Origin of the sequence: Candidatus Roseilinea sp. NK_OTU-006 (assembly GCF_012931985.1) — a bacterium.
Classification (GTDB): Bacteria; Chloroflexota; Anaerolineae; order J036; family Brachytrichaceae; genus JAAFGM01.
Window position 1 is genome coordinate 50,403 of sequence record NZ_JAAFGM010000001.1, and the last position, 24,337, is coordinate 74,739.

At 63.1% G+C, this 24,337-nt stretch carries 23 protein-coding genes, 1 tRNA gene and 1 pseudogene; 16 read left to right on the plus strand and 9 right to left on the minus strand.

All coding sequences use genetic code 11. From position 1 onward, the window contains the following. Positions 1-12: 12 nt before the first annotated feature. The 9 genes and pseudogenes from GXH28_RS00230 to GXH28_RS16100 all read left to right on the plus strand — a co-directional run bounded on the left by GXH28_RS00230 (position 13) and on the right by GXH28_RS16100 (position 9,274). Complete coding sequence (locus tag GXH28_RS00230; protein WP_169236989.1) at positions 13-1,392, plus strand: ABC transporter substrate-binding protein; 1,380 nt, start codon at positions 13-15, stop codon at positions 1,390-1,392. A gap of 74 nt (positions 1,393-1,466) precedes the next feature. After that, positions 1,467-2,393 carry a carbohydrate ABC transporter permease gene (locus GXH28_RS00235; RefSeq protein WP_169236990.1) on the plus strand — a complete coding sequence of 309 codons (927 nt, stop codon included), beginning with the start codon at positions 1,467-1,469 and terminating at the stop codon, positions 2,391-2,393. 64 nt (positions 2,394-2,457) lie between these two features. Beyond that, positions 2,458-3,444, plus strand: coding sequence for a carbohydrate ABC transporter permease (locus GXH28_RS00240; protein WP_169236991.1), 987 nt, complete (start codon positions 2,458-2,460; stop codon positions 3,442-3,444). A gap of 58 nt (positions 3,445-3,502) precedes the next feature. Further along, positions 3,503-4,594 carry an ABC transporter ATP-binding protein gene (locus GXH28_RS00245; protein ID WP_169236992.1) on the plus strand — a complete coding sequence of 364 codons (1,092 nt, stop codon included), beginning with the start codon at positions 3,503-3,505 and terminating at the stop codon, positions 4,592-4,594. A gap of 18 nt (positions 4,595-4,612) precedes the next feature. Beyond that, positions 4,613-5,680, plus strand: coding sequence for an ATP-binding cassette domain-containing protein (locus GXH28_RS00250; RefSeq protein ID WP_169236993.1), 1,068 nt, complete (start codon positions 4,613-4,615; stop codon positions 5,678-5,680). A gap of 9 nt (positions 5,681-5,689) precedes the next feature. Next, a complete protein-coding gene (locus GXH28_RS00255) occupies positions 5,690-6,004 on the plus strand; it encodes a hypothetical protein (RefSeq protein WP_169236994.1) in 315 nt (104 codons plus the stop codon). 33 nt (positions 6,005-6,037) lie between these two features. Then, the gene (locus tag GXH28_RS00260) at positions 6,038-6,802 is read left to right on the plus strand and encodes a triose-phosphate isomerase family protein (protein WP_169236995.1); all 765 of its coding nucleotides are present in this window, start codon (positions 6,038-6,040) and stop codon (positions 6,800-6,802) included. Between the two features lie 3 nt (positions 6,803-6,805). Then, on the plus strand, positions 6,806-8,782 hold the full coding sequence (locus GXH28_RS00265; RefSeq protein WP_169236996.1) for a bifunctional aldolase/short-chain dehydrogenase: 1,977 nt from the start codon (positions 6,806-6,808) through the stop codon (positions 8,780-8,782). Positions 8,783-8,807: 25 nt separating this feature from the next. Continuing rightward, positions 8,808-9,274 (plus strand): annotated as a pseudogene (locus tag GXH28_RS16100) (RpiB/LacA/LacB family sugar-phosphate isomerase). A gap of 681 nt (positions 9,275-9,955) precedes the next feature. On the opposite strand, the gene GXH28_RS00285 reads toward GXH28_RS16100, so the two are convergent. The 9 genes from GXH28_RS00285 to GXH28_RS00325 form a co-directional block, all read right to left on the minus strand. Then, complete coding sequence (locus GXH28_RS00285) at positions 9,956-10,408, minus strand: hypothetical protein (protein ID WP_169236999.1); 453 nt, start codon at positions 10,406-10,408, stop codon at positions 9,956-9,958. A gap of 66 nt (positions 10,409-10,474) precedes the next feature. Next, on the minus strand, positions 10,475-11,470 hold the full coding sequence (locus tag GXH28_RS00290; RefSeq protein WP_169237000.1) for a hypothetical protein: 996 nt from the start codon (positions 11,468-11,470) through the stop codon (positions 10,475-10,477). Positions 11,471-11,707: 237 nt separating this feature from the next. Beyond that, a complete protein-coding gene (locus GXH28_RS00295; RefSeq protein WP_169237001.1) occupies positions 11,708-12,736 on the minus strand; it encodes a Gfo/Idh/MocA family protein in 1,029 nt (342 codons plus the stop codon). A 109-nt stretch (positions 12,737-12,845) separates the two neighbouring features. Beyond that, positions 12,846-13,700 carry a shikimate dehydrogenase gene (gene aroE / locus GXH28_RS00300; protein WP_169237002.1) on the minus strand — a complete coding sequence of 285 codons (855 nt, stop codon included), beginning with the start codon at positions 13,698-13,700 and terminating at the stop codon, positions 12,846-12,848. After that, positions 13,701-15,782 carry a bifunctional aldolase/short-chain dehydrogenase gene (locus tag GXH28_RS00305; protein ID WP_169237003.1) on the minus strand — a complete coding sequence of 694 codons (2,082 nt, stop codon included), beginning with the start codon at positions 15,780-15,782 and terminating at the stop codon, positions 13,701-13,703. It abuts the gene before it with no gap. A gap of 174 nt (positions 15,783-15,956) precedes the next feature. Beyond that, positions 15,957-16,739 (minus strand): hypothetical protein, encoded by a 783-nt coding sequence (locus GXH28_RS00310; RefSeq protein WP_169237004.1) that lies wholly within the window; start codon positions 16,737-16,739, stop codon positions 15,957-15,959. Further along, complete coding sequence (gene rhaI / locus GXH28_RS00315; RefSeq protein WP_169237005.1) at positions 16,736-17,947, minus strand: L-rhamnose isomerase; 1,212 nt, start codon at positions 17,945-17,947, stop codon at positions 16,736-16,738. The genes GXH28_RS00310 and rhaI overlap by 4 nt, the downstream gene beginning before the upstream one ends. Before the next feature lie 32 nt (positions 17,948-17,979). Further along, on the minus strand, positions 17,980-18,300 hold the full coding sequence (locus tag GXH28_RS00320) for an L-rhamnose mutarotase (RefSeq protein WP_169237006.1): 321 nt from the start codon (positions 18,298-18,300) through the stop codon (positions 17,980-17,982). Between the two features lie 81 nt (positions 18,301-18,381). Next, positions 18,382-18,894: an acyltransferase gene (locus GXH28_RS00325; RefSeq protein ID WP_169237007.1), complete on the minus strand. Its 513-nt coding sequence runs from the start codon at positions 18,892-18,894 to the stop codon at positions 18,382-18,384. Between the two features lie 73 nt (positions 18,895-18,967). Here GXH28_RS00325 and GXH28_RS00330 point away from each other — a divergent pair. The 7 genes from GXH28_RS00330 (at position 18,968) to GXH28_RS00360 (ending at position 24,330) form a co-directional block, all read left to right on the plus strand. After that, positions 18,968-19,051 (plus strand) — tRNA-Leu (locus tag GXH28_RS00330). Positions 19,052-19,116: 65 nt separating this feature from the next. Then, positions 19,117-19,440, plus strand: a complete 324-nt coding sequence (locus GXH28_RS00335) for a hypothetical protein (protein WP_169237008.1) — start codon at positions 19,117-19,119, stop codon at positions 19,438-19,440. A gap of 142 nt (positions 19,441-19,582) precedes the next feature. Further along, on the plus strand, positions 19,583-20,026 hold the full coding sequence (locus GXH28_RS00340; protein WP_169237009.1) for a polymer-forming cytoskeletal protein: 444 nt from the start codon (positions 19,583-19,585) through the stop codon (positions 20,024-20,026). Further along, a complete protein-coding gene (gene gatC / locus GXH28_RS00345) occupies positions 20,026-20,319 on the plus strand; it encodes an Asp-tRNA(Asn)/Glu-tRNA(Gln) amidotransferase subunit GatC (protein WP_169237010.1) in 294 nt (97 codons plus the stop codon). Before GXH28_RS00340 ends, gatC begins: the two co-directional genes overlap by 1 nt. Before the next feature lie 77 nt (positions 20,320-20,396). Next, positions 20,397-21,866 (plus strand): Asp-tRNA(Asn)/Glu-tRNA(Gln) amidotransferase subunit GatA, encoded by a 1,470-nt coding sequence (gene gatA / locus GXH28_RS00350; protein ID WP_169237011.1) that lies wholly within the window; start codon positions 20,397-20,399, stop codon positions 21,864-21,866. A 44-nt stretch (positions 21,867-21,910) separates the two neighbouring features. Beyond that, complete coding sequence (locus GXH28_RS00355) at positions 21,911-22,909, plus strand: sugar phosphate nucleotidyltransferase (RefSeq protein WP_169237012.1); 999 nt, start codon at positions 21,911-21,913, stop codon at positions 22,907-22,909. 65 nt (positions 22,910-22,974) lie between these two features. Continuing rightward, positions 22,975-24,330 carry a dihydrolipoamide acetyltransferase family protein gene (locus GXH28_RS00360; protein WP_169237013.1) on the plus strand — a complete coding sequence of 452 codons (1,356 nt, stop codon included), beginning with the start codon at positions 22,975-22,977 and terminating at the stop codon, positions 24,328-24,330. Positions 24,331-24,337: the final 7 nt, after the last annotated feature.

The window sequence follows — 24,337 nt, forward strand, 5'->3', positions numbered from 1 at the left end:
AGGAGACAAGATATGACCAAGAAGTTAGGGTTACTCACACTTGGATTGGCAGCGGCTTTGGCCGCTGGCTGTGCGGCGCCTGCGGCGCCGGCGGCTCCCGCAGCGCCCGCGGCACCTGCCGGACAGGCAACGGCAGCTCCGGCCGGCGGGGTCACAGAACTCACCATCTGGTGGGCGGAATGGGATCCGGCTAACTATCTGCAAGAGCTGGCCAACGATTACGAGAAGGCGCGAGGCATCAAAGTCAACGTCGTGCAAGAGCCGTGGGGCACCTACTACAACAAGGTCACGGCGGAGTGGGCAGCCAAGGGTACCGGCTACGACATGGTTGTCGGCGATAGCCAGTGGCTCGGCCAGGCGGCGACGCAGGGGCACTATCTCGACCTCACCGACTTCATGAAGGAGAAGGGCCTGGACAAGACCGTCACGCCGGCCACGCTGCTCTACTATGGCACCTACAATGGTAAGTACTGGGCCTTCCCGACCGAGGGCGATGCGCTGGGTTGGGCCTATCGCAAAGACTTGTTCGAGGATCCGGCGGAGAAGGAAGCGTTCAAAGCCAAGTATGGCTACGACCTCGACGTGCCGAAGGACTTGCTACAGTTGCGCGATATCGCCGAGTTCTTCACCCGCCCAGAGAAGAACCTGTACGGCATCGCGGTATACACGCAGAAGGATTACGACGCGATCACGATGGGCGCGCAGAACTTCATCTTCAACTTCGGCGCGGACTGGAAGAACGACAAGTTCGAAGTCGAGGGTGTACTGAACACCGAGGATGCTGCGAAGGCGCTCGAACTCTATCGCGAGCTATACACCAAGTTCATGCCGCCGGGTTTGAGCAACGCCTTCTTCCAGGAAATGAACGATGCCTTCATCAGCGGCCAGGTCGCGATGATCACCAACTACTTCGCCTTCTTCCCGGCGCTGGTCAACCCGCAGACCAACCCGAATTACTATGACAAGGTGGGCTTCTTTGCTACGCCGCCCGGCCCCGGCGGCGCGCAGTACGCCTCGCTGGGTGGCCAAGGCATCAGCGTGAACGCCTACATCAGCCCGGAGCGCCAACAGGCAGCGAAGGACTTCATCGAGTGGTTCGCCAGCAAGCCGGTGCAGGAGAAGTGGGCGGCCCTCGGCGGCTACACCTGCAACATCGAAGTGTTGAACTCCGACACGTTCAAACAGGCCACGCCCTACAACCCGGCGTTCGCCGAGACGATGAACTTCGTCAAGGACTTCTGGAACATCCCCGAGTTCGGCGATCTGCTGGTCGTCTCGCAGCGCGAGCTGAGCAAGTACATCGTCGAGGGCCAAGGCACGGCCAAAGCAGCGCTCGACAACATCGCGCGCGAGCACACTGAGATCCTCAAGAAGGCCGGCTATCTGAAGTAACCGGTGCTTGCGAAACGCACGACTGATGAAAGAAACCAGGTTTCTGCAAAGAAACCTGGTTTCTTCGCCACGAGATGCAACTGACTCGAACTCAAACCGCGCGCGTCCACAGCCGGCGCTCACTCACCGATGTGCAGATTCAGGTGCTGTTTATTGCGCCGACCATCATCCTGCTGGTGCTGTGGAACATCTTTCCGCTGTTCTATAGCTTGTACCTGAGCTTCACCGAGTTCTCGGTGATCAAGCCCGACGTCCCGCCGGCCTGGATCGGGCTGCAAAATTACAACAAACTCCTCAGCGACCCGCGCATCTGGCAGTATTTCACGCTCACCGGCCGCTACGTCGTGACCACGGTGGCGCTGCAGGCCATCGTCGGCTTCGGCCTGGCGCTGTTCCTGCGCGAACGCTTCAAGGGCAGCGGCCTGATTACCACGCTCATCCTGATCCCGATCATGATGTCGCCGGTCGTCATCGGCCTGTTCTGGAAGCTGATCTACAACCCGGCCTTCGGCATCTTCAACTACCTGATCGGCTACAGCGTGCCGAATTCTGGCCCGGACTGGTTGGGCGAGGGCAGCCGTGCATTGTGGGCCATCATCATTGTGGATGTGTGGATGTGGAGCCCGTTTGTCATGCTCTTGTGCCTGTCCGGTCTGAAAGCGATTCCCGATTACCTGTACGAAGCGGCGGCGATAGATCGCGCCAGCCCATGGTTCCAGTTCTGGCGCATCACGCTGCCGCAAGTGGCGCCGCTGTTGCTGATCGCGATTCTATTTCGCACGATCGAGGCGTTCAAGACATTCGACCTGGTGATGGGCCTGACCGGCGGCGGGCCGGGCGATGCGACCGAGCTGATCGCCGTGCACCTATATCGCGCCGCCTTCACGCGCTTCACCACCGGCGAGTCCAGCGCGCTGGCCTACATCATCTTGGTCATCGTCATCGCCGTCAGCAACCTGTACGTCCGCTCGCTGAACCGCATCCGTGGAGAGAATCATTGATTTCATGGTCAATTGTCAATCGTGATGCGCCTGTGTCGGGATTGACGATGGATGGTTCAACGCTATGGCCGTTTCAACAACCAGCGCTCCGATCACCTATGCCACGCGCGTGGACAAAGTAGGCGCGCGCTATCAGTTCACACGTGCGCTGCGCATCGCCGTCGTTGTGCTCTACGCCACGATCAGCCTGATCCCGGTGTTTTGGATGGTGACCGCAGCGTTCAAGTCGCGCCCTGATGTCGTGGCAATCCCGCCGAAGGTGTTCTTCACACCGACGATCGAGGGCTTCATCAGCCTACTCACCAAGCGCGTGCTGTTGCCGCCAGGCATGATGGAGGAATACAAGCAGCGCACCGACCTCAACTTTGCCGAGCGCATCATGGCCGAGCGCGGCCAGCGCATCACCGGACCGAGCCAGTACGGCCAGCGCCTTCTGAACTCGGTCATCGTCGCCAGTGCTTCGACGGTGCTCTCGGTGCTGCTCGGCGTGCTGGCAGCGTATGCCTTCAGCCGGTTCAACGTGCCCGGCAAGGGTGACTTGCTCTTCTTCATCCTCAGCACACGCATGTTGCCGCCGGTGGTCGTCACCATCCCGATCTTCTTGATGTATCAGCAGCTCAGGCTCTACGATACGCACCTGGGTTTGATCCTGCTCTACACGGTGTTCAACCTGTCGTTCGCGGTGTGGCTGCTCAAGGGCTTCATTGACGAGATCCCACGGGAATACGAGGAAGCTGCGCTGGTGGACGGCTACAGCCGCCTGCAAGCCTTCCGCAAGGTGGTGTTGCCGCAGGCGATCACCGGCATCGCTGCCACTTTCGTGTTTTGCCTGATCTTCGCCTGGAACGAATACGCCTTTGCGCTGATGCTGACGAGCGAGCGCGCCCGCACTGCGCCGCCCAGCATTCCAACCGTGCTCGGCACCGGCGGCATCGAGTGGTCGGCCATCGCCGCCGGCACGCTCGGCTTCCTCGTCCCGGTGATCATCGTGACGTTTGCCCTGCGTGACTATCTGCTGCGCGGCGTGACGTTCGGTGCCCTGAGGAAATGAATGACCGACTCCCGACTGCCCGCTCGGTAATGGGAAGTCGGAAGTAGGGAGTGAGCTTATGGCAGACATCGAACTCCGGCAAGTCGAGAAGCGATTCGGGGAGCAGTATGCCGTCCGGCCGCTCGATCTTTGCATCAAGAACGGCGAATTCGTGGCGCTGCTCGGCCCATCGGGCTGCGGCAAGACCACAACGCTGCGCATGATCGCCGGCCTGGAGACGGTGAGCGGTGGCAGGATCATCCTCAACGGCCAGGACGTCACCTGGCTGAAGCCGAGCCAGCGCGACGTGGCCATGGTCTTCCAGTTCTTCGCGCTCTACCCGCATCTAACGGCCTGGGAGAACATCGCCTTCCCCCTACAAGCCGAAGGTGAGCGCCGAGAGAATATCCAGCGGCGCGTGAAGGAAGTGGCCGAACTGTTGCAAATCGAGCCGCTGCTCAAATCGCGCCCCGGCGCGCTCAGCAGCGGCGACCAACAGCGCATCGCGCTGGCGCGCGCGCTGGTGCGCCGCCCGTCGTGCTTCCTGATGGACGAGCCGCTCGGCGCGCTCGACGCCGACTTCCGTGAGACGATGCGTTCGGAGATCAAGCGCCTGCACATTCTGCAAAACGCGACCACCGTCTATGTCACACACGACCAGATCGAGGCGATGGCGATGGCTGACCGCATCGTGGTGATGAGCCAAGGCGTGGTGCAACAAGTCGGCACGCCGGCCGAGGTGTATCACACCCCCAGCAACCTGTTCGTGGCGCAATTCATCGGCAGCCCGGGCATGAACTTGGTGAAAGGCCATTGGGCCGACGGCGTCGCGACGTTGCCCGGCGGCAATCGCTATACGCCGCCGCCCGACTGGCCAGAGGCGCTCAACCGTGGGTTGTCCAGCAGCGGCGTCATCGTCGGCTTTCGGCCGGAAGCGGTGCACATCCACCCGAACGGACAACTGGCTGCCACCGTATATTCGGTGGATTTGCACGGCGCGTATACGATGCTGGTATTGGAGATGGGCGACGATCATTCGATTCATGCGCGCGTCAGCCGTGACGCACACTTTACCGTCGGGGAGACCATGCGCTTCGACCTCAATCCGTCTATGGTGCGCTTTTTCGACCCGAAGAATGAGCGGGCGGTTCCAATCACGAATCGCAATTGATGATTCTCGAGATCAGCCGTGGCAACCGTTGAGCTAAGCCATATCACCAAGAAATTCGGCTCCGTCACCGCGCTGAACGATGTGAGCTTTACCGTGAAGGACGGCGAGTTCTTCGTGCTGCTGGGTCAGACCGGCGCAGGCAAGACCACCACGCTGCGCGTGATCGCCGGCCTGGAGAAGCAAGACGCGGGCGAGGTGCTTTTCGACGGCGTGCCGGTCAATGACGTGACGCCGGCCGAGCGCGATACCGCTTTCGTCTTCCAGTATTACTCGCTCTATCCGACGATGTCGGTGTACGACAATCTGGCCTTCCCGCTGCGCGCGCCGGGCCGCAACTTGAGCGAGGCCGAGATCAAACAGCGCGTGCATGAAGCCGCCGAGCGCGTGCGCATCACTCATCTGCTTCAGCGCTCCACACGCAACCTATCCGGCGGCGAGATGCAGCGTGTGGCGCTAGGCCGCGCGCTGGTGCGCCGGCCCAAGATCTTTCTGATGGACGAGCCGCTGTCCAACCTGGACGCCAAGCTGCGCGAGGCGCTGCGCATCGAGCTGAACCGGCTGCAGCGCGAAGCGCACAGCACCACCTTGTTCGTCACCCACGACCAGATCGAGGCGATGACCTTGGCCGACCGCGTCGGCGTGTTGCGCGAGGGCGTGCTGGTACAGGTGGGCACACCGCGCGAGATCTATGACTTCCCCGCCACCACGTTCGTGGCCAAGCTGGTCGGTGTGCCGCGCATCAACCTGTATAATGCGGCGCGCGCCGACGGGATGATTCGCGTGCCCGACAGCACAATTCAACTGCCGGCGCCGATGCATGTCGGGCTGCCGGAATCCTTCACGCTCGGCTTCCGGCCGGAGGACGTGCAGATCACCCCCGACGGAGACTTGAGCGGACAGATTACCCTGCTCGAGCCGTTGGGCGTAGAGACCATCGTGCATATCCGGTCGGGCCGGCAGAGCCTGCTCAGCACCGTGAGCGGCATCGCCGACTTCAGCATCGGTAGCGAGGTGCGCTATCGCATCGTGCGCGAACGGTTGCACTTCTTCGACCGGAAGACCGGCCGCCGGCTGTCGCTCAATTGAGGCGTTCTGATGAACCCCACGCTGCAATTCCTCATCTTCATTGTTGGATTCTTTATCATCCTCGGTTTGTTCATCCGGCTGATCCAGATTGCCGAGAAGCGGCTGGGAGGCAAGGTGCCTAACCGACGCTACAGTGGGGTGATGAGCGTCATCATCAGCGGCATGGTGCTCGGCATCGTGATGATGTTCCAGCCCGTCGCCTTGGCCCTTATGGAGCCAGGCTTCCTGTTGCTGCTCATCTCGACGCTGGCGTTTATCTTGTGGAGCCACGTTTGGCCTGCACCGGTGCTTCAGCCGCACAGCGGCGAGGCGGCAGAACGTTGAGACTGCGCTTGTGCGGACCGAGCATCCTGCGCGGTGTTTCTCTTCGGCGTGAACTTGAAGATGCACCAAACGCCGCAGCAGACGCGGGAGTTCTTGCAGATGCTGCGCGAGCGCGTCGCGCGCGTGCCGAAGATCGAGCGTGCACGCTTGTGGGTGATTCCCCCGTTCACATCCACTGCCGTGGCAGCGGAAGCCGCGCACGGCTCCGGCATCCGCATCGGCGCGCAAAACATGCACTGGGCGGATGAAGGCGCGTTCACCGGCGAGATTTCGCCGCTCATGCTCAAGGCCTGTGGGGCCGAGTTCGTCATGCTCGGCCACGCCGAGCGCCGCACGTTATTCGGCGAGACCGACGCGGTGTTGAACCAGAAGGTGCTGGCTGCCGTCCGTCACAACCTGGGCGTCATGTTGTGTGTAGGCGAACCGGTCGCCGTCAAGGCCGCCGGCGCAGGCACAGAATATGTGTCGCAGCAATTGAAGCTGGCACTTTGTGGGCTGGCAACCCCCGGCGATTTACAGGTGCTTTACGAGCCGCTGTGGTCGGTCGGCGAAGGCGGTGTGGCGGCTGACCCGGACTACGTGAGCGTAGCATTCGGTAACATCCGGCGCGTGCTGCGTGAACTTTTCGGCGCAGCGGGTGAGCACGTCCCCATCCTCTATGGCGGCAGCGTGGACGCGACGAATTGTGCCCGATATGCGCGCCTGCCGCAGTCGAGTGGGATGGGCGTCGGGCGCGCCGGCTGGAACGTAGATAGCTTCGTTGCCGTGTTGACCAACGCACTGGCGGCACTGGATTAAGCAATGCAAAATCTCTGGAACGATGCGGAAGCGGCAACTTTCGTTGGCGACCTGGCCCAGCGCGTCTATACATCGCGTTTGCTCGGACGCGAGCCGACGCTGGTGTTACACGGTGGCGGCAACACCTCGGTGAAAACGCGCGTGCGGGATGTCTTCGGCGAAGAGGAAGACATCCTCTACGTCAAGGGCAGCGGTGGGGACCTGGCGACGATTGAAGCGACCGGCTTCACGCCGTTGCGCCTGCGGCCAACGGCGCGGCTGGCCGCATTGTCCCAGCTCGCCGACACCGAGATGATGCGCCTGTTGCGCAGCTACGCCATCGAACCCGGCGCGCCCGCGCCTTCCGTCGAAGCCGTCTTGCACGCGATCTTGCCCTACAAGTTCGTTGATCACACGCACGCCGATGCGCTGCTCGCCATCACCAACACTCCCGACGGCGAACGCCGCGTGCGCGAGCTATACGGCGACGTCGTGCTGATTGTGCCCTACGTCATGCCGGGCTTCACACTGGCCAAGCTGTGCGCCGAGCGGTTTGATGCGTGCGCTCATAAAGATGACCTCATCGGCATTGTGCTGATGCATCATGGGCTGGTCACCTTTGGCGATACGGCGCGACAGGCTTACACGCGAATGATTGATCTGGTGACGCAGGCGGAGGAATACATCGCGCAGCATGGCCAGTGGCGCGTGACCTTCCCACCGGCGCAGCGGAGCGACCGGCCCACGCGTGTGGTGTTGGCTGAATTACGCCGTGCTGTGTCTGAGGCAGCCGGTGCGCCGATGATCCTGACCACGCATGACGATGACAAATCCCTGGGCTTTGCTCGGCGCTCCGACGTAGCGTCCATTGCACGGCGCGGCCCGGTCACGCCCGATCACGTCATTCGCACCAAGCGCCTGCCGTTAATCGGTCGCGACGTGGCGACGTATCGCGCCGAATATGAGGCCTATTTTGCCCGTCACAGCGCGGCATTGTCGCAGCCGCTCGCCATGCTTGACCCGGCGCCGCGTGTGATCCTCGACCCGGAGTTGGGGATGGCGACCGCCGGTCGCAGTGTGAAAGACGCGACTGTCGCCGCTGAGATCTATGCGCAAACGATTGACGTCATCCTGCGCGCAGAGTCGCTGGGTGGATGGTGTGCGCTGCCGGAGGCGGAACTGTTTCGCGTGGAGTATTGGGATCTGGAGCAGGCCAAGCTTAAACGCATGCCGGCGCCGCAGATGTTCACCGGCGAAGTGGCGTTGGTGACCGGCGCGGCTTCCGGCATCGGCAGGGCATGCGCCCAGGCATTGCTGAAGCGCGGCGCAGCCGTGGTTGGCCTCGACATCGCTCCGGCCATCGAAAGCCTCTTTCCACAACCGGAGTTTTTGGGAATCCACGCCGACGTGAGCGACGAAGCGGCGTTGCGCGATGCGCTGGAACGTACAGCGCGGCGCTATGGCGGGCTGGATATGTTAGTGCTCAACGCCGGCATCTTCCCGGCCAGCCAGCGTATCGCCGCGCTGGAGGCGCAGACCTGGTCGCGCGCGTTGCGCATCAACCTTGATGCCAACGCGATGCTGATGCGCGAAGCGCATCCGCTGCTAAAACTGGCGCCACGTGGTGGGCGTGTGGTGGTGGTCGGCTCGAAGAACGTGCCGGCGCCGGGGCCGGGCGCAGCCGCTTACTCGGCATCGAAAGCTGCGCTGACGCAGCTAGCGCGCGTGGCTGCGCTGGAGTGGGGCAGCGACGGCATCCGCGTGAACGTCGTCCACCCGAACGCAGTGTTCGACACCGGCATCTGGACGGATGAGGTGCTGTCCGTGCGCGCACAGAGCTATGGGATGACCGTCGAGCAGTACAAGCGCAACAACGTGCTGGGAGCGGAGGTGACCAGCCGCGACGTTGCGGAACTGGTCGCTGAGCTGTGCGGCCCTGTTTTTGCCAAAACTACCGGCGCGCAAATCCCCATTGATGGCGGCAATGAGCGGGTGATTTGACCCGCCCGTATCGGGAGGAGTGACAATGAGCGAACGTGCGAGAGCCAAAGTGGCCATCGGCGCGGGCGATGCTGGTTATCCGTTGAAAGAGATCATCAAGAAGCATCTCGAAGCGCAGGGCGTTGAGGTAGTGGATTACGGCCCCAGTACGCCCGATCCAGTGGATTATCCCGATTGAGCGGTGCGGTAATGTTGGCCCGGGATATTGCAGCGCGAAAATATGAGCGCGGCATCCTGATCTGCGGCACGGGCATCGGCATGGCAATTACGGCAAATAAGGCGCCGGGCGTGTGCGCCGCGCAGGCGCGCGATACCTATTCCGCCGAGCGCGCGCACAAGAGCAACAATGCGCAGATCATCACCATGGGCGCGCGCGTGATCGGCCCCGAGCTTGCCAACCAGATCGTGGACATGCGGATGGCCAGCGAGTTCCAGGCTCGGTCACGCACATGGGCTTGTTGGTGCGCTGACGGTAACCCTCAATGGTGCTGATGAACGACCAGGAGTGATGCGGGTTGTCGAACGGCCCGCGAAAGCGCGCCGTCGGGTCGTCGTAGCCTTCATTCCAGCGCTTGTCCGGCGGCATGTTGTAGCCGTTCAAGTGCACGCCGATGCAATCTACCCAGTTCAGCCCACCGGCGCGCCCGTAGTCTTCGAGATGATGTTTGCGCCGGCCGGCAAGGGCGCGGCCATGATTCAGCCGGCGATCTATGCTGCACAGCACCGGGGGCACCTTGCGCAGGAACGCGACGTAGTCCGCCGCGCGCAGTTCACCGGACAACACCACCCACTCGCGGTCGAGGTTGGTCTCGTTCAGCACCTCGATCGTCTGGATGCAGCCTTTATGGCGCGCGGCGATCAGTCGGAAGAAACGCATGCCTTCGCCCGGCAACTCCGGCGTGCCCGGCCTTCGTTAAAGACGAAGCCGTTGAAGCATGTCTAGGTTGTAGCGGTGTGGGTGTGGATGATAAGCTGCGCTTTGAGGTGAGCGCGAAAAGCCTACGCGTTGACCGCGATGCGTTCGCCAATGTCGAGAAACAAAAAGCGGGCGTTCCTCATCGGGACGCCCGCTTTTCGGTGCGACAGGCTAATGAGTGGGCCGTCGCCTGGCTTTTGGGCAACAACAAGGTGACGTTTTGCGGCTGCGCTCTGTCACGTCCTTGCTGCCATTGCCTAGGCGTTAGCTCCTGCTTCCTTCGTCGCGGCACCGGCTGATGATTCCATCGCTCCAGATACTGCGGCGGCTGCAGGAGCCAGCGCGCTCCCAACGCTTTTCAGCGCTGTCTCCGTGTTGCGAACGGCTGCCTCGGTGTTGCGCATCAGCGTCTCGGTGTTCTTCATCAGCATCTCGCTGTTCTTCACCGCCGCCTCGGCCGACTTGCGGCTCTGCTCGGCCACTTGCAGGGTGGCCCGTGAGTTGTACTCGACATCGGTGAGTAAGCGCAGCACGGCGCCGAATGCGAGCAGCGGAATGCCGTTTGCCAGGCCCACAAGAACCGGTCCCCAGCCGACCATGTTGAAGCCTTGGTTGTAGCCGGGCCAGAAGTTACCCGTCAGCAAGACCAGGCCGCTGACCAGCCCCAAGACGAGCACGACGATGCCCGCAACGATGAGGATCGTCCCCAAGACTCTTAGCCCGCCGTATCTTCGCGGTACGTTCATAGGTGTAACCCCTTTCGCCCTCGAATGCGACTAATTCCCCGATGCAAAGGGCAGCGGAATCCTCTGCGCGCCGGGCGCGGGCGGGAAGCGCAGCGCGATTTCGGCATTCACGCTCGCCAGCGTCGGGCCGAACTTCTCAACCAGCGTGTTGATCTGGCTGAACTCCGGATACGTGTTGAGGGCGACGATCACCTCAGACGTGTTCTTTAAGCAGTTTTCATCGCACACCAAGTTGGGGAGCGGCTTGTCGTTGAAGGCTAGCGCCAAGCCATCACCTTCGCTGCGCATCGAGATGTGCTGGACGCCGCGATCGATCAACGCGCGGACGAAGTTCGGATCGAGTTTGACCGTGGTCAGGTTGAGGCCGAACATCTGCTCGAGCTCCGTGGCGGAGACGCCGGCGACCGACGGCACGCCGTTTTGATCGTAATCAATCACGACGCGAATCAGCACCGAATCTTCGCCCGGCGTCGCAGGCGCGGCCAGCGCGGGTGCCTTCGGATCGCGCAGCGGGATCTCCGGCGCGCCGGTGCTCGGCACGCGGATCACCAAGCCCAGACCCAGGCTGCGGGCCAAAGGCAGGAAGCGCTTCGCCAACGCGGCGTAGCCTTCGAATCCCGGGGCGAAGATGGACGTCATACTCTCGGCCACGTCACCGATGTTCGACACCGATTCTTCGCTCAGCCTAATGGACGGCAGTTGTTTGCCGTTAGCGTAGATGAATGCGCCCTTGCCATGAAAGGCCAATTCGATGTGCTGGACGCCAGTGCTCTTCAGATAGTCCACCCAGTCCTTGCCGATGGCGAATTGATTCAGGTCGAGTTGCCCAAAGGTGAGTGTGTTGAGGAGTTCGGGGCTTAAGCCTGCAATCGAAGGTGTGCCGTTGTCGTCAAGTGCGACTTCTATGCGAGGAAGGGCCAGGAAGAAGTCGCTGTTCCTGTCCACTTCAGCAGCAGGTGCGCCGCATGCGGAAAGCGCGATTGCCAGCGCAGGGATCAATAACGAGATACGCTTTGCGAATTTCATGAGCTGTTCCCTCCAGAAATGAACTGTTTTATGGCCCACCGCCGCTTTGAGCGTCGCGGTTCTCGCCATGTTTTACACACGCTTTGCGATTTGTGCAAATCGCTTGTCAAGCGCGGCAAAACCACCCAGCGCACGCTTCGGCGGCTGACTATAAGCGGTGTAGCGTGATCGGCGCTGTAGTGTGCCGAGTTGATCAATTGCCCACTTGTCACGCCCCGCCATTGTGCACAGGTTGCGTTAAATCTGTATGATGATCTGCCGTCCGATGGTTGCTGCTTCGATGGCCCCGAATACCATGGCCAAGCTTTTGATGTTGTCGGTACAGATAGTTTCCGGCGCGCCGCCGTCGCGCACGCAATGCACGAACTGCCGGATCACGCTGGCGTGCCCCTCGCTCAAACCGGCGATGTCCGGTTCGGGTAGTGCCAGATCGCGCTGTTTATAGATCAGGCCGCTGCGCTCCGCCGGCGTCTGGGCGCGGAAACCGTTGCCGCCATCCCACGTCGCGCTGCCGTTCGCGCCGACGAAGCGCCAATCGCCCTCCCAGCTCGTGTTCATCCCTTCGGCGCACCAACTGCCGCGATAGGTGAAGACCACACCCTCGCCCATCTCAAAAACTGCAATGGCAGAGGCGTCGCGGTCGTACCATGAACCGCGCGGGTTCCACTCTTTGCAGAAAGCGACGCGCACCGCATCCAAGCCGGTTAGGAAGCGCGCCTGATCGAAGGTGTGGATGGCCATGTCCAACAGAAGGACATGGGGCATGTGATCGCGAAAGCCGCCGAAGTGCGCGCCGATGTAGAAGTCGCAGTTCACCGTGGTGAGCGGTCCGATCGCGCCGCTGCGCAGGAACTCGCGCATGCGGCGGATGGGCGCAGTGTAGCGCCGGTTCTGCATGACAGCGTAGAGCTTGCCGGCGCGATGCGCGGCTTCGACCATCCGCCGCGCATCGTCCATCGAGGTCGCCATGGGCTTTTCACCCAACACGTGACAACCGTGTCGCAGCGCGGTCAACGTTGTCTGGGCATGCGCCTCAGGCACGCTCACGTCGAACACGATGTCCGGCTCGACGTGAGCGAGCATCGCTTCTAGGTCGTCGCCGGTGTGCGCATGCACTAACCCGAATTCATCTTTGCGTGCCCGCGCGGCATCTTCGACGACATCCACCAGGCCGGCGACGGCCAGCCCTTCGATCGTGGTAATGGTCCTCAGCCACCCCCGGCTCATTTTGCCGCAGCCGACGAGGACTGCACGTAGTGTGTCCATATTTTGGTTGAGTGGGTTATCAAGTCCTCGCGTCGCATCGAGTCATCCAGTCATTCGGTCCGACCTGATGGACTCGACCGACTTGACCGACTGGGTTAACTCGATGGACTCACGCGAAGACTTCGGCCAGCGCTTGGCGCATCACGTCCACCGGCGCGTCCTGGCCGGTCCAGATGGTGAACGCGATCGCGCCTTGATACACCAGCATGCCCAGCCCATCGAGCGTCTTCGCCCCTTTGGCTGTGGCCTCGATCAAGAAGCGCGTGCGAGGCGGATGGGGCACAACGTCGCACACCAGCATTCCGGGTTTGATCGAGTCCATGTTCACGCCGGGCTTGTCATCCATGTGCGGAAACAAGCCGATGCCGGTGGCGTTGACGACGATGTCGGTGTCTTCCGGTAACGTGTAATCACCCCGCCACCACGCAAACTCGGCTTGAGCAGACGTCTTATCGTTGATGAGTTGGGCGAGCGCCTCGCCGCGCTGCGCGGTGCGATTGGCGATGGTGACGCGGCGCACGCCGGCCAGCGCCAGCTCCACTGCAATGGCGCGCGCTGCGCCGCCCGCGCCCAGCACCACCACGCGCTTGCCGGTGGGGTCGAGGTTGGCGTTGAGCTTGAGCGCCATGAGGAAGCCCTTGCCATCGGTGTTCGCGCCGATCAGCGCATCGCCGTCGCGCACGATGGTGTTCACCGCCCCGATGAGCGCAGCCTCCGGCGTGATCCGGTCGAGGTAGCGCAGCCCCGCGATCTTGTGTGGGAGGGTCAGGTTGATGCCGCGGAAGCGCATCGCGCGTATGCCGGCCATGGCTGCCCCCAGGTCTTCCGCGCGTACGTGGAAGTTCTGGTAACGCCACCGCAGCCCCTTGGCTTTGAAGGCGGCCTCGAACATCAGGATGGCGGGATTCTCATCCACCGGATCGCCGAACACGCCGACGATTTCATGGCGGTAGTTCGTCGTCATTTATCTCCCGTATGCCGCGGCCACGCCGCCGTCCACGGTCAGCATCGCGCCGGTGGTCTTGAGCGAGCGGTCGGAAGCGAAGAACAACACGGCTTCGGCGATGTCTTCCGGGAAGACGTTGACTTTCAGCGTCGTGCGCGCAGCGTAATAGGCCTCCAGCTCTTCAGGCTTGATGCCGTAGTTCTTGGCGCGTTCCTCGCGCCACCGGCTGCTCCAGATGCCGCTGCCCTGGAGGACGGCGTCGGGCAACACACTGTTCACGCGGATGCCGCCGGCGCCTCCCTCTTCGGCGAGGCAGCGCGCCAGGTGGAGCTCGGCGGCTTTAGCCGCGCTGTACGCAGCGGCATTCTTGCCCGCGTATACGCTGTTCTTGCTGCAGATGAAGATGATCGAGCCGCCGCGGCCTTGTTGCTTCATCACGCGGAAGGCCTCACGCGCCACCAGGAAGTAACCCGTGGCCAGGATGTCCATGTTGCGGTTCCAGTCGGCCAGTGTGGTCTCCTCGATCGGCGCGCTGGTGGCGATGCCGGCGTTGTTCACCACGATGTCCACGCCGCCATATTCGCGGCAGGCACTTGCGAAGGCGGCGATTACCTCCTCTTCGTTGGTGACGTTGCAGGCGACCGCGATGGCGCGCTTCAGCCCATGCGCTTGGACGATCTCATCGGCGACCTCCTGCGCGCCGGCCAGGTTGATGTCGGCGATCACGACGTGCGCGCCTTCCTGCGCTAGCCGCTTGGCCGTGGCGCGACCGATGCCGCTGGCCGCGCCGGTGATGAACGCGACGCGGCCGGCCAGTTCGCGATCCGGCGGGCGCAGCGTGAGCTTATACAGCTCCAGTGGCCAATACTCGATGTCGAACGTTTCCTTCTCGTCCAACGAGGTGAAGCGATCTACCCGTGTGCACAGCGCCATGACGGCGATGGCGCGGTGGTAAAGCTGGCGCGAGACGTCGGCCTGCGCAGCATCGCGGCCGGTGTTGAACATGCCCAAGCCGGGCACCAGGATCACGCGCGGCGCCGGATCGGCCATCTTCACGCCGGGGTCTCGGTTGAAGCGGTTGAAGTAGTCCGTGTATTCCGCGATATACCGCGCCACGCCTTCCTTCAGCGCCGTCTTGAGCTGCTCGACGTCCTTGCCGTCCCATTCGACGAACAGCGGCACGCGCTTGGTATGCACCAAGTGGTCAGGGCAGGCCGCGCCGACCTGGGAGAGTTCCTTGGCGTCTTTGCAGGTCAGGAAGCGCAGTACCTCCTCGCTATCATCGAAGGTGACGATGGCCTTGCGCTGCGCCGTCACCGCGCCGCGCAGCGTTGGCATCACCGCCGCGGCGATCGCCGCGCGGGTGTGCTTGCCGGCGCTCGCCGTGAGCTGCTCCAGCGCCCTGTTCACCTGCGCCAGCCCAAACACGCGCTTCTCGGCCTCGCGCAGGGCATCCTCGGCGCGCTGGATGTGCGCGATGGTGTTGGCATAGCTGTGCTTGGCGTCCTCGCCCCAGGTGATCAGGCCGTGCTTGCCCATGATGACGCAGGTCGCCTCCGGCTGCTCGCGCACGGCCTGCGCGATGTGCTTGCTCAGCGCAAAGCCGGGGCGCATATACGGCACCCAGATCATGTGCGCGCCGAATACCTCGCGCGCAGCGGCCTCGCCGCGTTCGGCGCAGGCCAGCGCGATGATCGCGTCAGGGTGGGTGTGGTCTACGTGGGGGTGCGGCGTAAAGGCATGCAGCAGCGTCTCAATGGACTGGCGTGGGCGGTTCGGCTCGAACTGGCACCGGGTGAGATAGGCGACCATCTCCTCGTCGCTCATCGCCTCGCGCGCCATCAGCGGTAAGACCTCGTCCAGCTTCAGGCCGGCGAAGTCCTTGCCGGTGCAGGTGGCCATGTCGGCGCCGCTCCCCTTCACCCAAAGCACATTGACTTCGCGCCCCAAGTGATCGCGCTCGACAGACTTGACTGAGGTGTTGCCGCCGAAGACGTTGACTACGCTGCGGTCGGCGGCCAGTAACCGCGAGCGGTAGGCCAGCAGGTCGAGCGGGCTCAACCCTGCTGCGTCATGGTCGTTCCACAGGTTCTTGGGCATACTGCGTGTTGAGTTTCTTTTGCGTGACGGGTTGCACGCTTGCGCCTTCCGTCTTCCATCCTCTCCCGGCTCACCGCTCCCAACAGCGAGTGTATCGCGCTTGCGAAGTGGCGTTGGCCGCCGTGCTAGGCGGATGGGTAAGTGCCACGAGCAATGCGCGTAGGCGGGTTCGACTCACGCGACCCCCAGGATCCATCCTTCGATCTCGGCGATGGCGCGCTCCTCCGGCGTGAGCGCCGGATGCAGGTGAAAGTCGAGCGTGCCGTTGCGCGAAGCCTGCTGCAGCCACATCGCCACGACGTGGGCGTCATGTTGGTCGGCCGTGCGGCCGTCGCTCGGCCAATCGGCGCGCCACAGGCTGGGGTACACCTCGACGATGAGCGAGCGGCCGGGCGGCGCGTCCCAGCCGTCGAACGGCCAGAAGTGGACGCGCGCGCCGAGCTGGTGGCGCAGGTAGCGCAGCCATGGCAGGCCGGCGTGGGTGGACTTGGCGACGCTGCCCTGCACGTCGAAGTGGAAGACCGATTTCGCTGAGCCGGCGCGGGTTTCGCACAGCCGTCGCCAGCGCCGGTCGCCCGTGCGCGCCGCGCCGTTGCCGCGCGCCCCTGCGCGTACCCAGTCCACGGTGGTGTCGTCCTCGTCGGTCGGCCAGTGGCGGTGAAAGTCGTCGAGGAAGGCCGCCCAGTCCGGCGGCAGCTTGTATTTCTGAAAGTACCGCAACGGGAAAGAGAAGCCGTGGTCAATCCCAACCAGCGCCGGCGGTCCATGGCGCAGCCGTTCGGCCAGCCACTCGGCGATGCCGCGCCGCGTCCAGTGCCGGCGCCGGCCGGATGGTGGGCGTACTTCGACGGGTGGTGCGTCGCCCTCGGCCAAGTACACGCGCAGGCCGGGCAGGCCGGTGTCGGGCGTGCGCGCGCCGGAGTAGTCTATGCCGATGAAGCGCGAAAAGGCGCTCAATCGCCTTCGGGGTATCCGCCGGCAGCAGCGCTGGTGCCGCGCTCGGCCGCGATCTTCGACTCGTAGCCGCTCTGGCGCAGCGCAGCGATCGGGTCGGGGGGCAGTCCCATTTCCGTGCGCACCTGTGCCAGCAGCGGCCGCACATCGGTCTCGAAGGCGTCCATCAGCACGCGATGTGCGCCCAGCACGTCGTGCGCCGCTTGCCGCTCGCGCAAAGTGGCGCGATCCACGATCAAGGCTTTGGCGTAGGCGATCTGGATGTTGATCACCGAATGCACCATGGCCTCGATCTTCGGCTCGATCACGTGGCTCTGGTCAATCATGTAGGCCACGTCTTTGGCTGCTTCGCCGGCGGCGACCAGCTCGTTGAAGATCAGGAACAACTCCAGCGGGTTGATCGTGCCGACGATCAGATCGTCATCGCCGTATTTGCGATTGTTGAAATGAAAGCCGCCCAGCTTGCCCTCGTCGAGCAGGGTGGCGACGATGTGCTCGATGTTCACCCCGTGCGCGTGATGCCCCAGGTCCACAAGCACCTGGGCCCGAGGGCCGAGCTTTGCACATATCGCATAAGCCTGTCCCCAGTCGGCTAGGTCGGTGTGATAGAAAGCCGGCTCATAGAGTTTGTATTCGATCAGCATCCGCATGTTGCCGGGCAAAGCGGCATACACTTCCCTGAAGAAAGCGATCATGCGGTGCCGGCGCTCGACGAACGATTCCTGACCAGCGTAGTTGGTGCCGTCGCCATACCACAGGCTAAGCGCATAGCCGCCGACGCGCTTGGCGATCTCGATGCATTCCAGGTGATGTTCGAGCGCGATGCGCCGAATGGCCGGATCGGCATGGGTGAGGCTGCCCCATTTGTAGCGGTCGGCTTGGAAGGTGTTGGTGTTGACCGCGCCGATGGAGATTCCTTGTGCCTGAGCGTATGCGGCCAGCGCCTCCCAGTCGTCCACCTTGTCCCAGGGGATGTGAATGGCGACGGTGGGGCACACGCCGGTCAGCCTGTGGACGAAACCGGCGTCGGCCAGCTTCTCGTAGATGTTGCGCGCCGCACCGGGCCAAGCGTACGTTTTGAAGCGCGTGCCGGTGTTGGCGAAGCCCCAGGAGGGCAGCTCGATCCGCTGCGCCTTCAGTCGCGCCTTTACGGCCTCGACGTCAATGCCTTTGGATGCGAGTTGGTCGGCGAGATATTGGTAGTGTGACATCGTTTCTCTATCGCGGACTGGGTCATCGGCCATCAGTCCAGATGAAATACCTCTTCCAACATGACGAAGCTCTGATCGGCGTGCTTGCCGCCCGTGTCCTCGAAGAAGTCCTTCATGTATTCCTGCCAGCGCGTGTTCACTTCCCTGCGCGCCATGCCGTCCAGCGCAGCTTGAAAGTCGGGCGTCTCGACGTAGAAGAACAGGGTGCCGTCGTCGCGCATGAAGATCGAATAGTTGTGCCAGCCGGTCTCGCGTAGGGCGTCCAGCATCTCCGGCCAAACCGCGTTGTGGCGGCGCTTGTATTCCTCGATCATATCCGGCTTGACCTTGAGCATGAAGCCGACGCGTTGCATGATGAGCCTCCGTTGTTGAAGTTTCTGACGTAGAGTTTAATCGCCCTGCGGGGGAGATGCCAAAATGCCGATCCGACGAGTTCAGCTTTTGCGCAACAGGCGAATCGGCACGCCGCCGACGAAGGCGCCGGGCGGCACGTCGCGATTGACCAGGCTCATCGCGCTTACCGTCGCGCCCTCCCCGACGATCACGCCGGGCAACACGGTGCAATTGGCGCCGATCGTCGCGCCCCGGCAGATGCGCACCGGCCCGCGCCGCCATTCGTAGCGCATGAACTCATGGGCCAGGATCGTGGTGTTGTAGCCCACCGTCGCGTCGTCTTCGATGGTGATGTCCTGTGGGAAGAAGATGTCCAGCGTCACGCCTAGGCCGATGGCAGCGTGCGGGGCGATCTGTGCGCCGGTCAGCCGGAGCAGCGCGCGCTTGATGCCGAAGCCGGGTGCGATGCGCGCGGCGTAGATGCACAACGCGTTGCGCAGCACGCGCAGCGTGCCGCCGGTCAGTTGGGGGAAGTACCACAATGCGGCGTGTTCGCCGGCGGAGGGAAAGGTCTGGCAGCGCGCCTTGCGCGACTCGGTGGGTGGGAGTTCCATACCGGCGCAATCGTACTGCAATCGCGACGCCTGGCCGGACTCGTGCGGATGTGTGTATAATTCAAAGTGTTGAGCCGAAGTGGCGGAATTGGCAGACGCGCTACGTTCAGGGCGTAGTGAGGGTTCCCTCATCCGGGTTCAAGTCCCGGCTTCGGCATCTTCAACTCTGGATCGGCAGACATGGCTCAATCGCACGCGCCTCACGGGTTTGATCGGATCTCTTTGCCCCCCGCTGTGAATCACCTGCTGGTCTGGTTTTCGATCGGTGCGCTGCTGCTGGCGTTGCCGTTGGCGTTCAACATCGCATCGCGCCTGCAGGCCGAAGCGCGCATGCGGGCCGAAGTAGAGCGCATGACACAGGAAGTGAACGCCGCGGAGACCAAACTTGCCGGCTTGCGCGCCGCACTCGGTTACGCCCGCAGCGAAGCGTTCGCCGAGGAGTGGGCGCGCGTTCGAGCACGTTGGAGCAAAGATGGTGAGGTCATCGTCGTGCCGCCCATGATGCGCAAGCCTTCCCATTTGTGGTGGGAAAGCTTTCTCAAGTGACGCATACACACCTGGATACCTGCGTCAACGCATCGTTTCATTTGTCAGATGCGAGGAGGATCAGCGAAACATTATGTTTGGAAAGGATAAGAGTGCAACACAACAGCCGCAACAACCACAACCGTCTTATCAGAGCAGTCAGGTGAACGCGACTGCTCAGACTATCCCCATTGTGGCGAACACGACGTCGAAGATCGAAACCGTCATCGGCCCGAACTGCCGGATGAGTGGCACGTTGCAGAGCGACGGCGGCATCCGCATCGAGGGTATCTTTGAGGGCAACTTGCAGGCGACCGGCAATCTAGTCGTCGCAGAATCGGCGCGCGTGATTGCCGAGATCCAGGCCTACAACGTCATCGTTTCCGGCCAGGTCAAAGGCAACATCACTGCCAACAAGGTCGAGATCACCGAGACCGGCAAGGTGTGGGGTGACCTGAACGTGAACAGCATGCTGCTGCACGAGGGCGCCTACCTGCGTGGCAACACCAACATGGCGGGCGATCTCGAACCGCCGACCTTCGAGCCGCCGCGCATTGCCGCCCCGCGCCCCGTCGCGGCTATCGAGGGCGAAGTTGACGCGTCCTGATGCTCACCGTTGCTGAGGTCGAGCGCATTGCCCGACTTGCGCGGCTGGCGCTCCGCGAAGACGAGCAGGCTCGCTACGCGCGCCAACTCTCTGCCATCTTGGACTACGCCGCACAATTGGCTGAGCTAGACGTCGAGGGCATCCCGCCCACGGCGACAGTGTTGGCTGTGCACAGCGTGATGCGCGAGGGTGATGAGGTGGTCGCCGGCTTGCCGCGCGCGGATGCGTTGCGCAACGCGCCCGACACCGACGGCGCGAGCTTCGTGGTGCCGGCCACCTTCGACGACGAATGATGGTCCGGCTACGCCAGGCATTCGGTTAGACATGCTGCGCGACCGATTCCCGGCGTCTGCGCTGCAAGCTGCTTCCCATGCTTACTGTGTATGCTGCCCGTGAGCGCTTGCGACGGCGCGAGGTCTCGGCAGTGGAGCTGACGCGCGCGTTTCTCGAGCGCATCCACGCGCTCAACCCGCGATTGAACGCGTACTTGACGGTGGCGGACGAGACGGCGCTGGCGATGGCGGGCGACGCCGACGCGCGCATGGCGCGCGGCGAAGATACGCCGCTGTTAGGTGTGCCGATCGCGATCAAGGATGTGCTCTCCACGCGCGACATGCGCACCACTGCCGGCTCAAAGATCCTCGCAAACTACACGCCGAGTTGGGATGCCACGGCCGTCGCCCGGCTGCGCGCGATGGGCGCGGTCTTCCTCGGCAAGCTGAATTGCGACGAGTTCGCCATGGGCTCGTCCACGGAGAATTCGGCTTTTGGTCCGACGCGCAATCCATGGGACGAAACGCGCGTGCCGGGCGGCTCGTCGGGCGGGTCGGCGGCAGCGGTTGCAGCCGACTTGTGCTGCGCGGCTTTGGGCACCGATACGGGCGGCAGCATCCGCCAGCCGGCGGCGCTGTGCGGCGTGACCGGCCTGAAGAACTCCTACGGGCGCGTGTCTCGCTACGGCCTGATCGCGTTTGCGTCTTCGCTGGATACGGTAGGCGCGCTGACCAAAGATGCGCGTGACGCGGCCATCATGCTCCGCGCCATGGAAGGGCGCGATCCGCTTGACTCCACTTCGGTGGAAGTTGAGCCGATTGACGTGGCGTCGCTGGATCAGTCGCGCGATTCGCTGCGCGGCCTGCGCGTCGGCGTGCCGGCCGAGTATTTCGGCGATGGGATGCAGCCCGATGTGGCGCAGCGCGTGCGCGAGGCGATTGCTCATCTCCAGGCGCTGGGGGCGTCGGTGCGCGAGGTCAACCTGCCGCGCACGCATCTGGGGTTGCCGGTCTATTACATCATTGCGCCCGCCGAGGCTTCGGCCAACCTTGCGCGTTTTGATGGCGTGAAATACGGCTTGCGCGTCCAGGGACGCGACCTGATCGCCACTTATATGGAGACACGCGGCGCAGGTTTTGGCGCAGAGGTCAAGCGGCGCATCATGCTGGGCACATACGCCCTGAGCGCCGGCTACTATGATGCTTACTACATCCGCGCCCAGAAGGTGCGTACGCTGATCAAGCGCGACTTCGAGCAGGCCTTTAGCCACGTGGACATCATCGCTGCGCCGGTATCACCGACGACTGCTTTCCCGCTGGGCGCCAAGATAGACGATCCCATCCAGATGTATCTGGCCGACGTATTTACCCTGCCCGTCAGCCTCGCCGGCATTTGTGGCATCAGCATCCCATGTGGCTTTGACCGCGATGGCTTGCCCGTCGGCTTGCAACTGATCGGCCCGGCGTTCGGCGAACAGCGCGTGCTCGAAGTGGCGCATGTATTCCAACAGACGACGGACTTTCACCTTCAGAAGCCGAAATGGCACGGCCAGCCTCGGTCTTCGTAGCCGGCCGTATGTGCTGACTTCTAACCGCTGACTCAAAACGAACGATGAATGTCATCATCCCCCTCGCTGGATTCGGCACGCGGCTGAGGCCGCACACGTACTCCAAACCTAAGCCGCTGGTCAGCGTGGCCGGCAAGCCGGTGCTCGGCCATATTCTGGACAAGTTAATCAACGAATCCCAAGTGGGCAAGGTTGTGTTCGTAGTCGGCTACCTGGGCGAACAGATCGAGCACTACGTGAAGACAGCTTACCCGTCGCTGCGGGGCGAGTATGTGGAGCAGGAGGAGCTGAACGGCCAAGCGCCGGCTATCTTGCTTGCACGCGGTCGGGTGAGCGGGCCGACACTCATCGTGTTCGTGGATACGCTGGCTGATGCCGACCTGTCTCGGTTGGCCGATGAACCGTGCGATGGCGTGATCTACGTCAAAGAGGTCGAAGACCCGCGGCGCTTTGGCGTGGTGCAGGTCGGCGCGGATGGCTACATCCGGCGCTTCGTCGAGAAACCGGCCACAATGGAGAACCGGCTGGCGGTGATCGGCATGTACTACGTGAAAGATGCGGAGCGCTTGATGGCGGCCTGTGAGGAACTCATACGGCGCGGCATCAAGACCAAGAACGAGTACTTCCTTGCCGACGCCTTCAACATCATGATCGAGGGCGGGGCGAAGCTGCGCGCGCATGCCGTGAGCGTCTGGCTGGATTGCGGCACATCGCAGACGGTTCTGGAGACCAATCGCTACCTGCTTCAGCACGGCCACGACAACAGCGAAGCGTGGCGCAACGGCGCGTGCGTCATTGTGCCGCCGGTCAACATCCATCCCACCGCAAAGATTATCAACAGCGTGATCGGGCCCCACGTGACGATCGGCGAGGGATGCTACATCGCGAGCAGCGTGGTGCGCGAGAGCATCGTCGAAGCCGGCGCCGAGGTGGTGGATCATGTGCTGGCCAATTCCCTGATCGGCCGCGATGCCGTATTGCACGGTCGCCCGCGCCGCTTTAACGTCGGCGACAACAGCGTTGTAGGCTTCGACGAGGATTAAATTCCCGTCATCGCGTCGAAGCGCTTCGGCGCGACTGCCCTGCCCCGGTTTGATCCCGATAGCGTATGGATATCGTAATGCCGAAGGTCGGCCTGACGATGACCGAAGGCGTCATCGTGCAATGGCACAAGCGCGAAGGCGACTGCGTGCACAAAGGTGAGCTGCTGTTCACGTTCGAGACCGAGAAATCCACGCTTGATTACGAAGCGCCGGAGTCGGGGGTGCTGGTCAGAATCCTCGTGTCGGAGGGCCAAACCGTGCCGTGTTTGACGCCCGTCGCGCAGATTGAAGCACCACGCACCCTTGCCGATGCTTTGACCTCGACTCCTGACGATCGGTTGGCCGGCGTGAAGCATGATGGCGAGTCCTCATCGTCGCTTGACCGGCAGCGCCGGCCAATTTCGCCGCGCGCACGGTTGCGCGCCGGTGAGTTGGGTGTGGATTTAGCGCAGGTCGCCGGCAGCGGCCCAGACGGCGCAGTGCGTGAGCGCGATGTCCTGTCGTTGGCCCAGAGCCGACCGCCCAAAACGCCGCGCGCTACGCCGGTCGCGCAGCGCATGGCCGCCGAGCTCGGCGTGGATCTCTCGCGCGTGTCTGGCAGTGGCCCCGATGGTCGCATCACCCGCGAGGACGTCGAGCGCGCGGCGCAAGGACAGCGGTTCGCGGGCGCGGAGCAAGGGGAAGGGGATGGATCGCCGGCAGCGCCGTCCCAATCGCCATCGGCCGATTACCAGCCGCTGTCGCCGGCGCGGCGCATCACGGCGCAGCGCCTGGCAGCTAACGCACAGATCGCGCCGCACGTCACCTTGTTCACCGAGGCCGATGCCGCGCACTTCGTCGTCGCCCGCGAGCAGATCGGCGCCGAGTTGGGTGAGAAGATCAGCTACAACACTTTGCTCGTCGCCATTTGCGCCCGCGCCTTGCGGGAGCATCCGTACATGAACGCGAGCTGGGTGGATTCACTGCCTGACAATCCCGGACAGCCGGGCGTTGCGCGGCATTCCGGCATCCACATCGGCCTGGCTGTGGACACGTCGCGCGGCCTGCTGGTGCCTGTGCTGCGCGATGTCGGCGCAAAGCCGTTGGCACAAATTCACCGCGAGCTGAATCAACTGATCGCGCGGACGCTGGAGGGCCGGGTGTCGCCCGATGAGCTGCGCGACGGCACGTTCACCATCACCAACCTCGGCATGTTCGAGGTGGACGGCTTCACGCCGATTATCAACTTGCCTCAAGCAGCCATCCTGGGCGTAGGACGGATCACCCGGAAAGCCGTCGTGACCGACGATGCCATCGTCGCCCGGCCGGTGATGACGCTCAGCCTGTCCTTTGACCATCGCGTGGTGGACGGCGCGCCAGCCGCCCGCTTCCTGCAGCGCCTCAAGCAGTTGATCGAGCGACCGTTCGCGCTGATGGTCTGACCGCTTT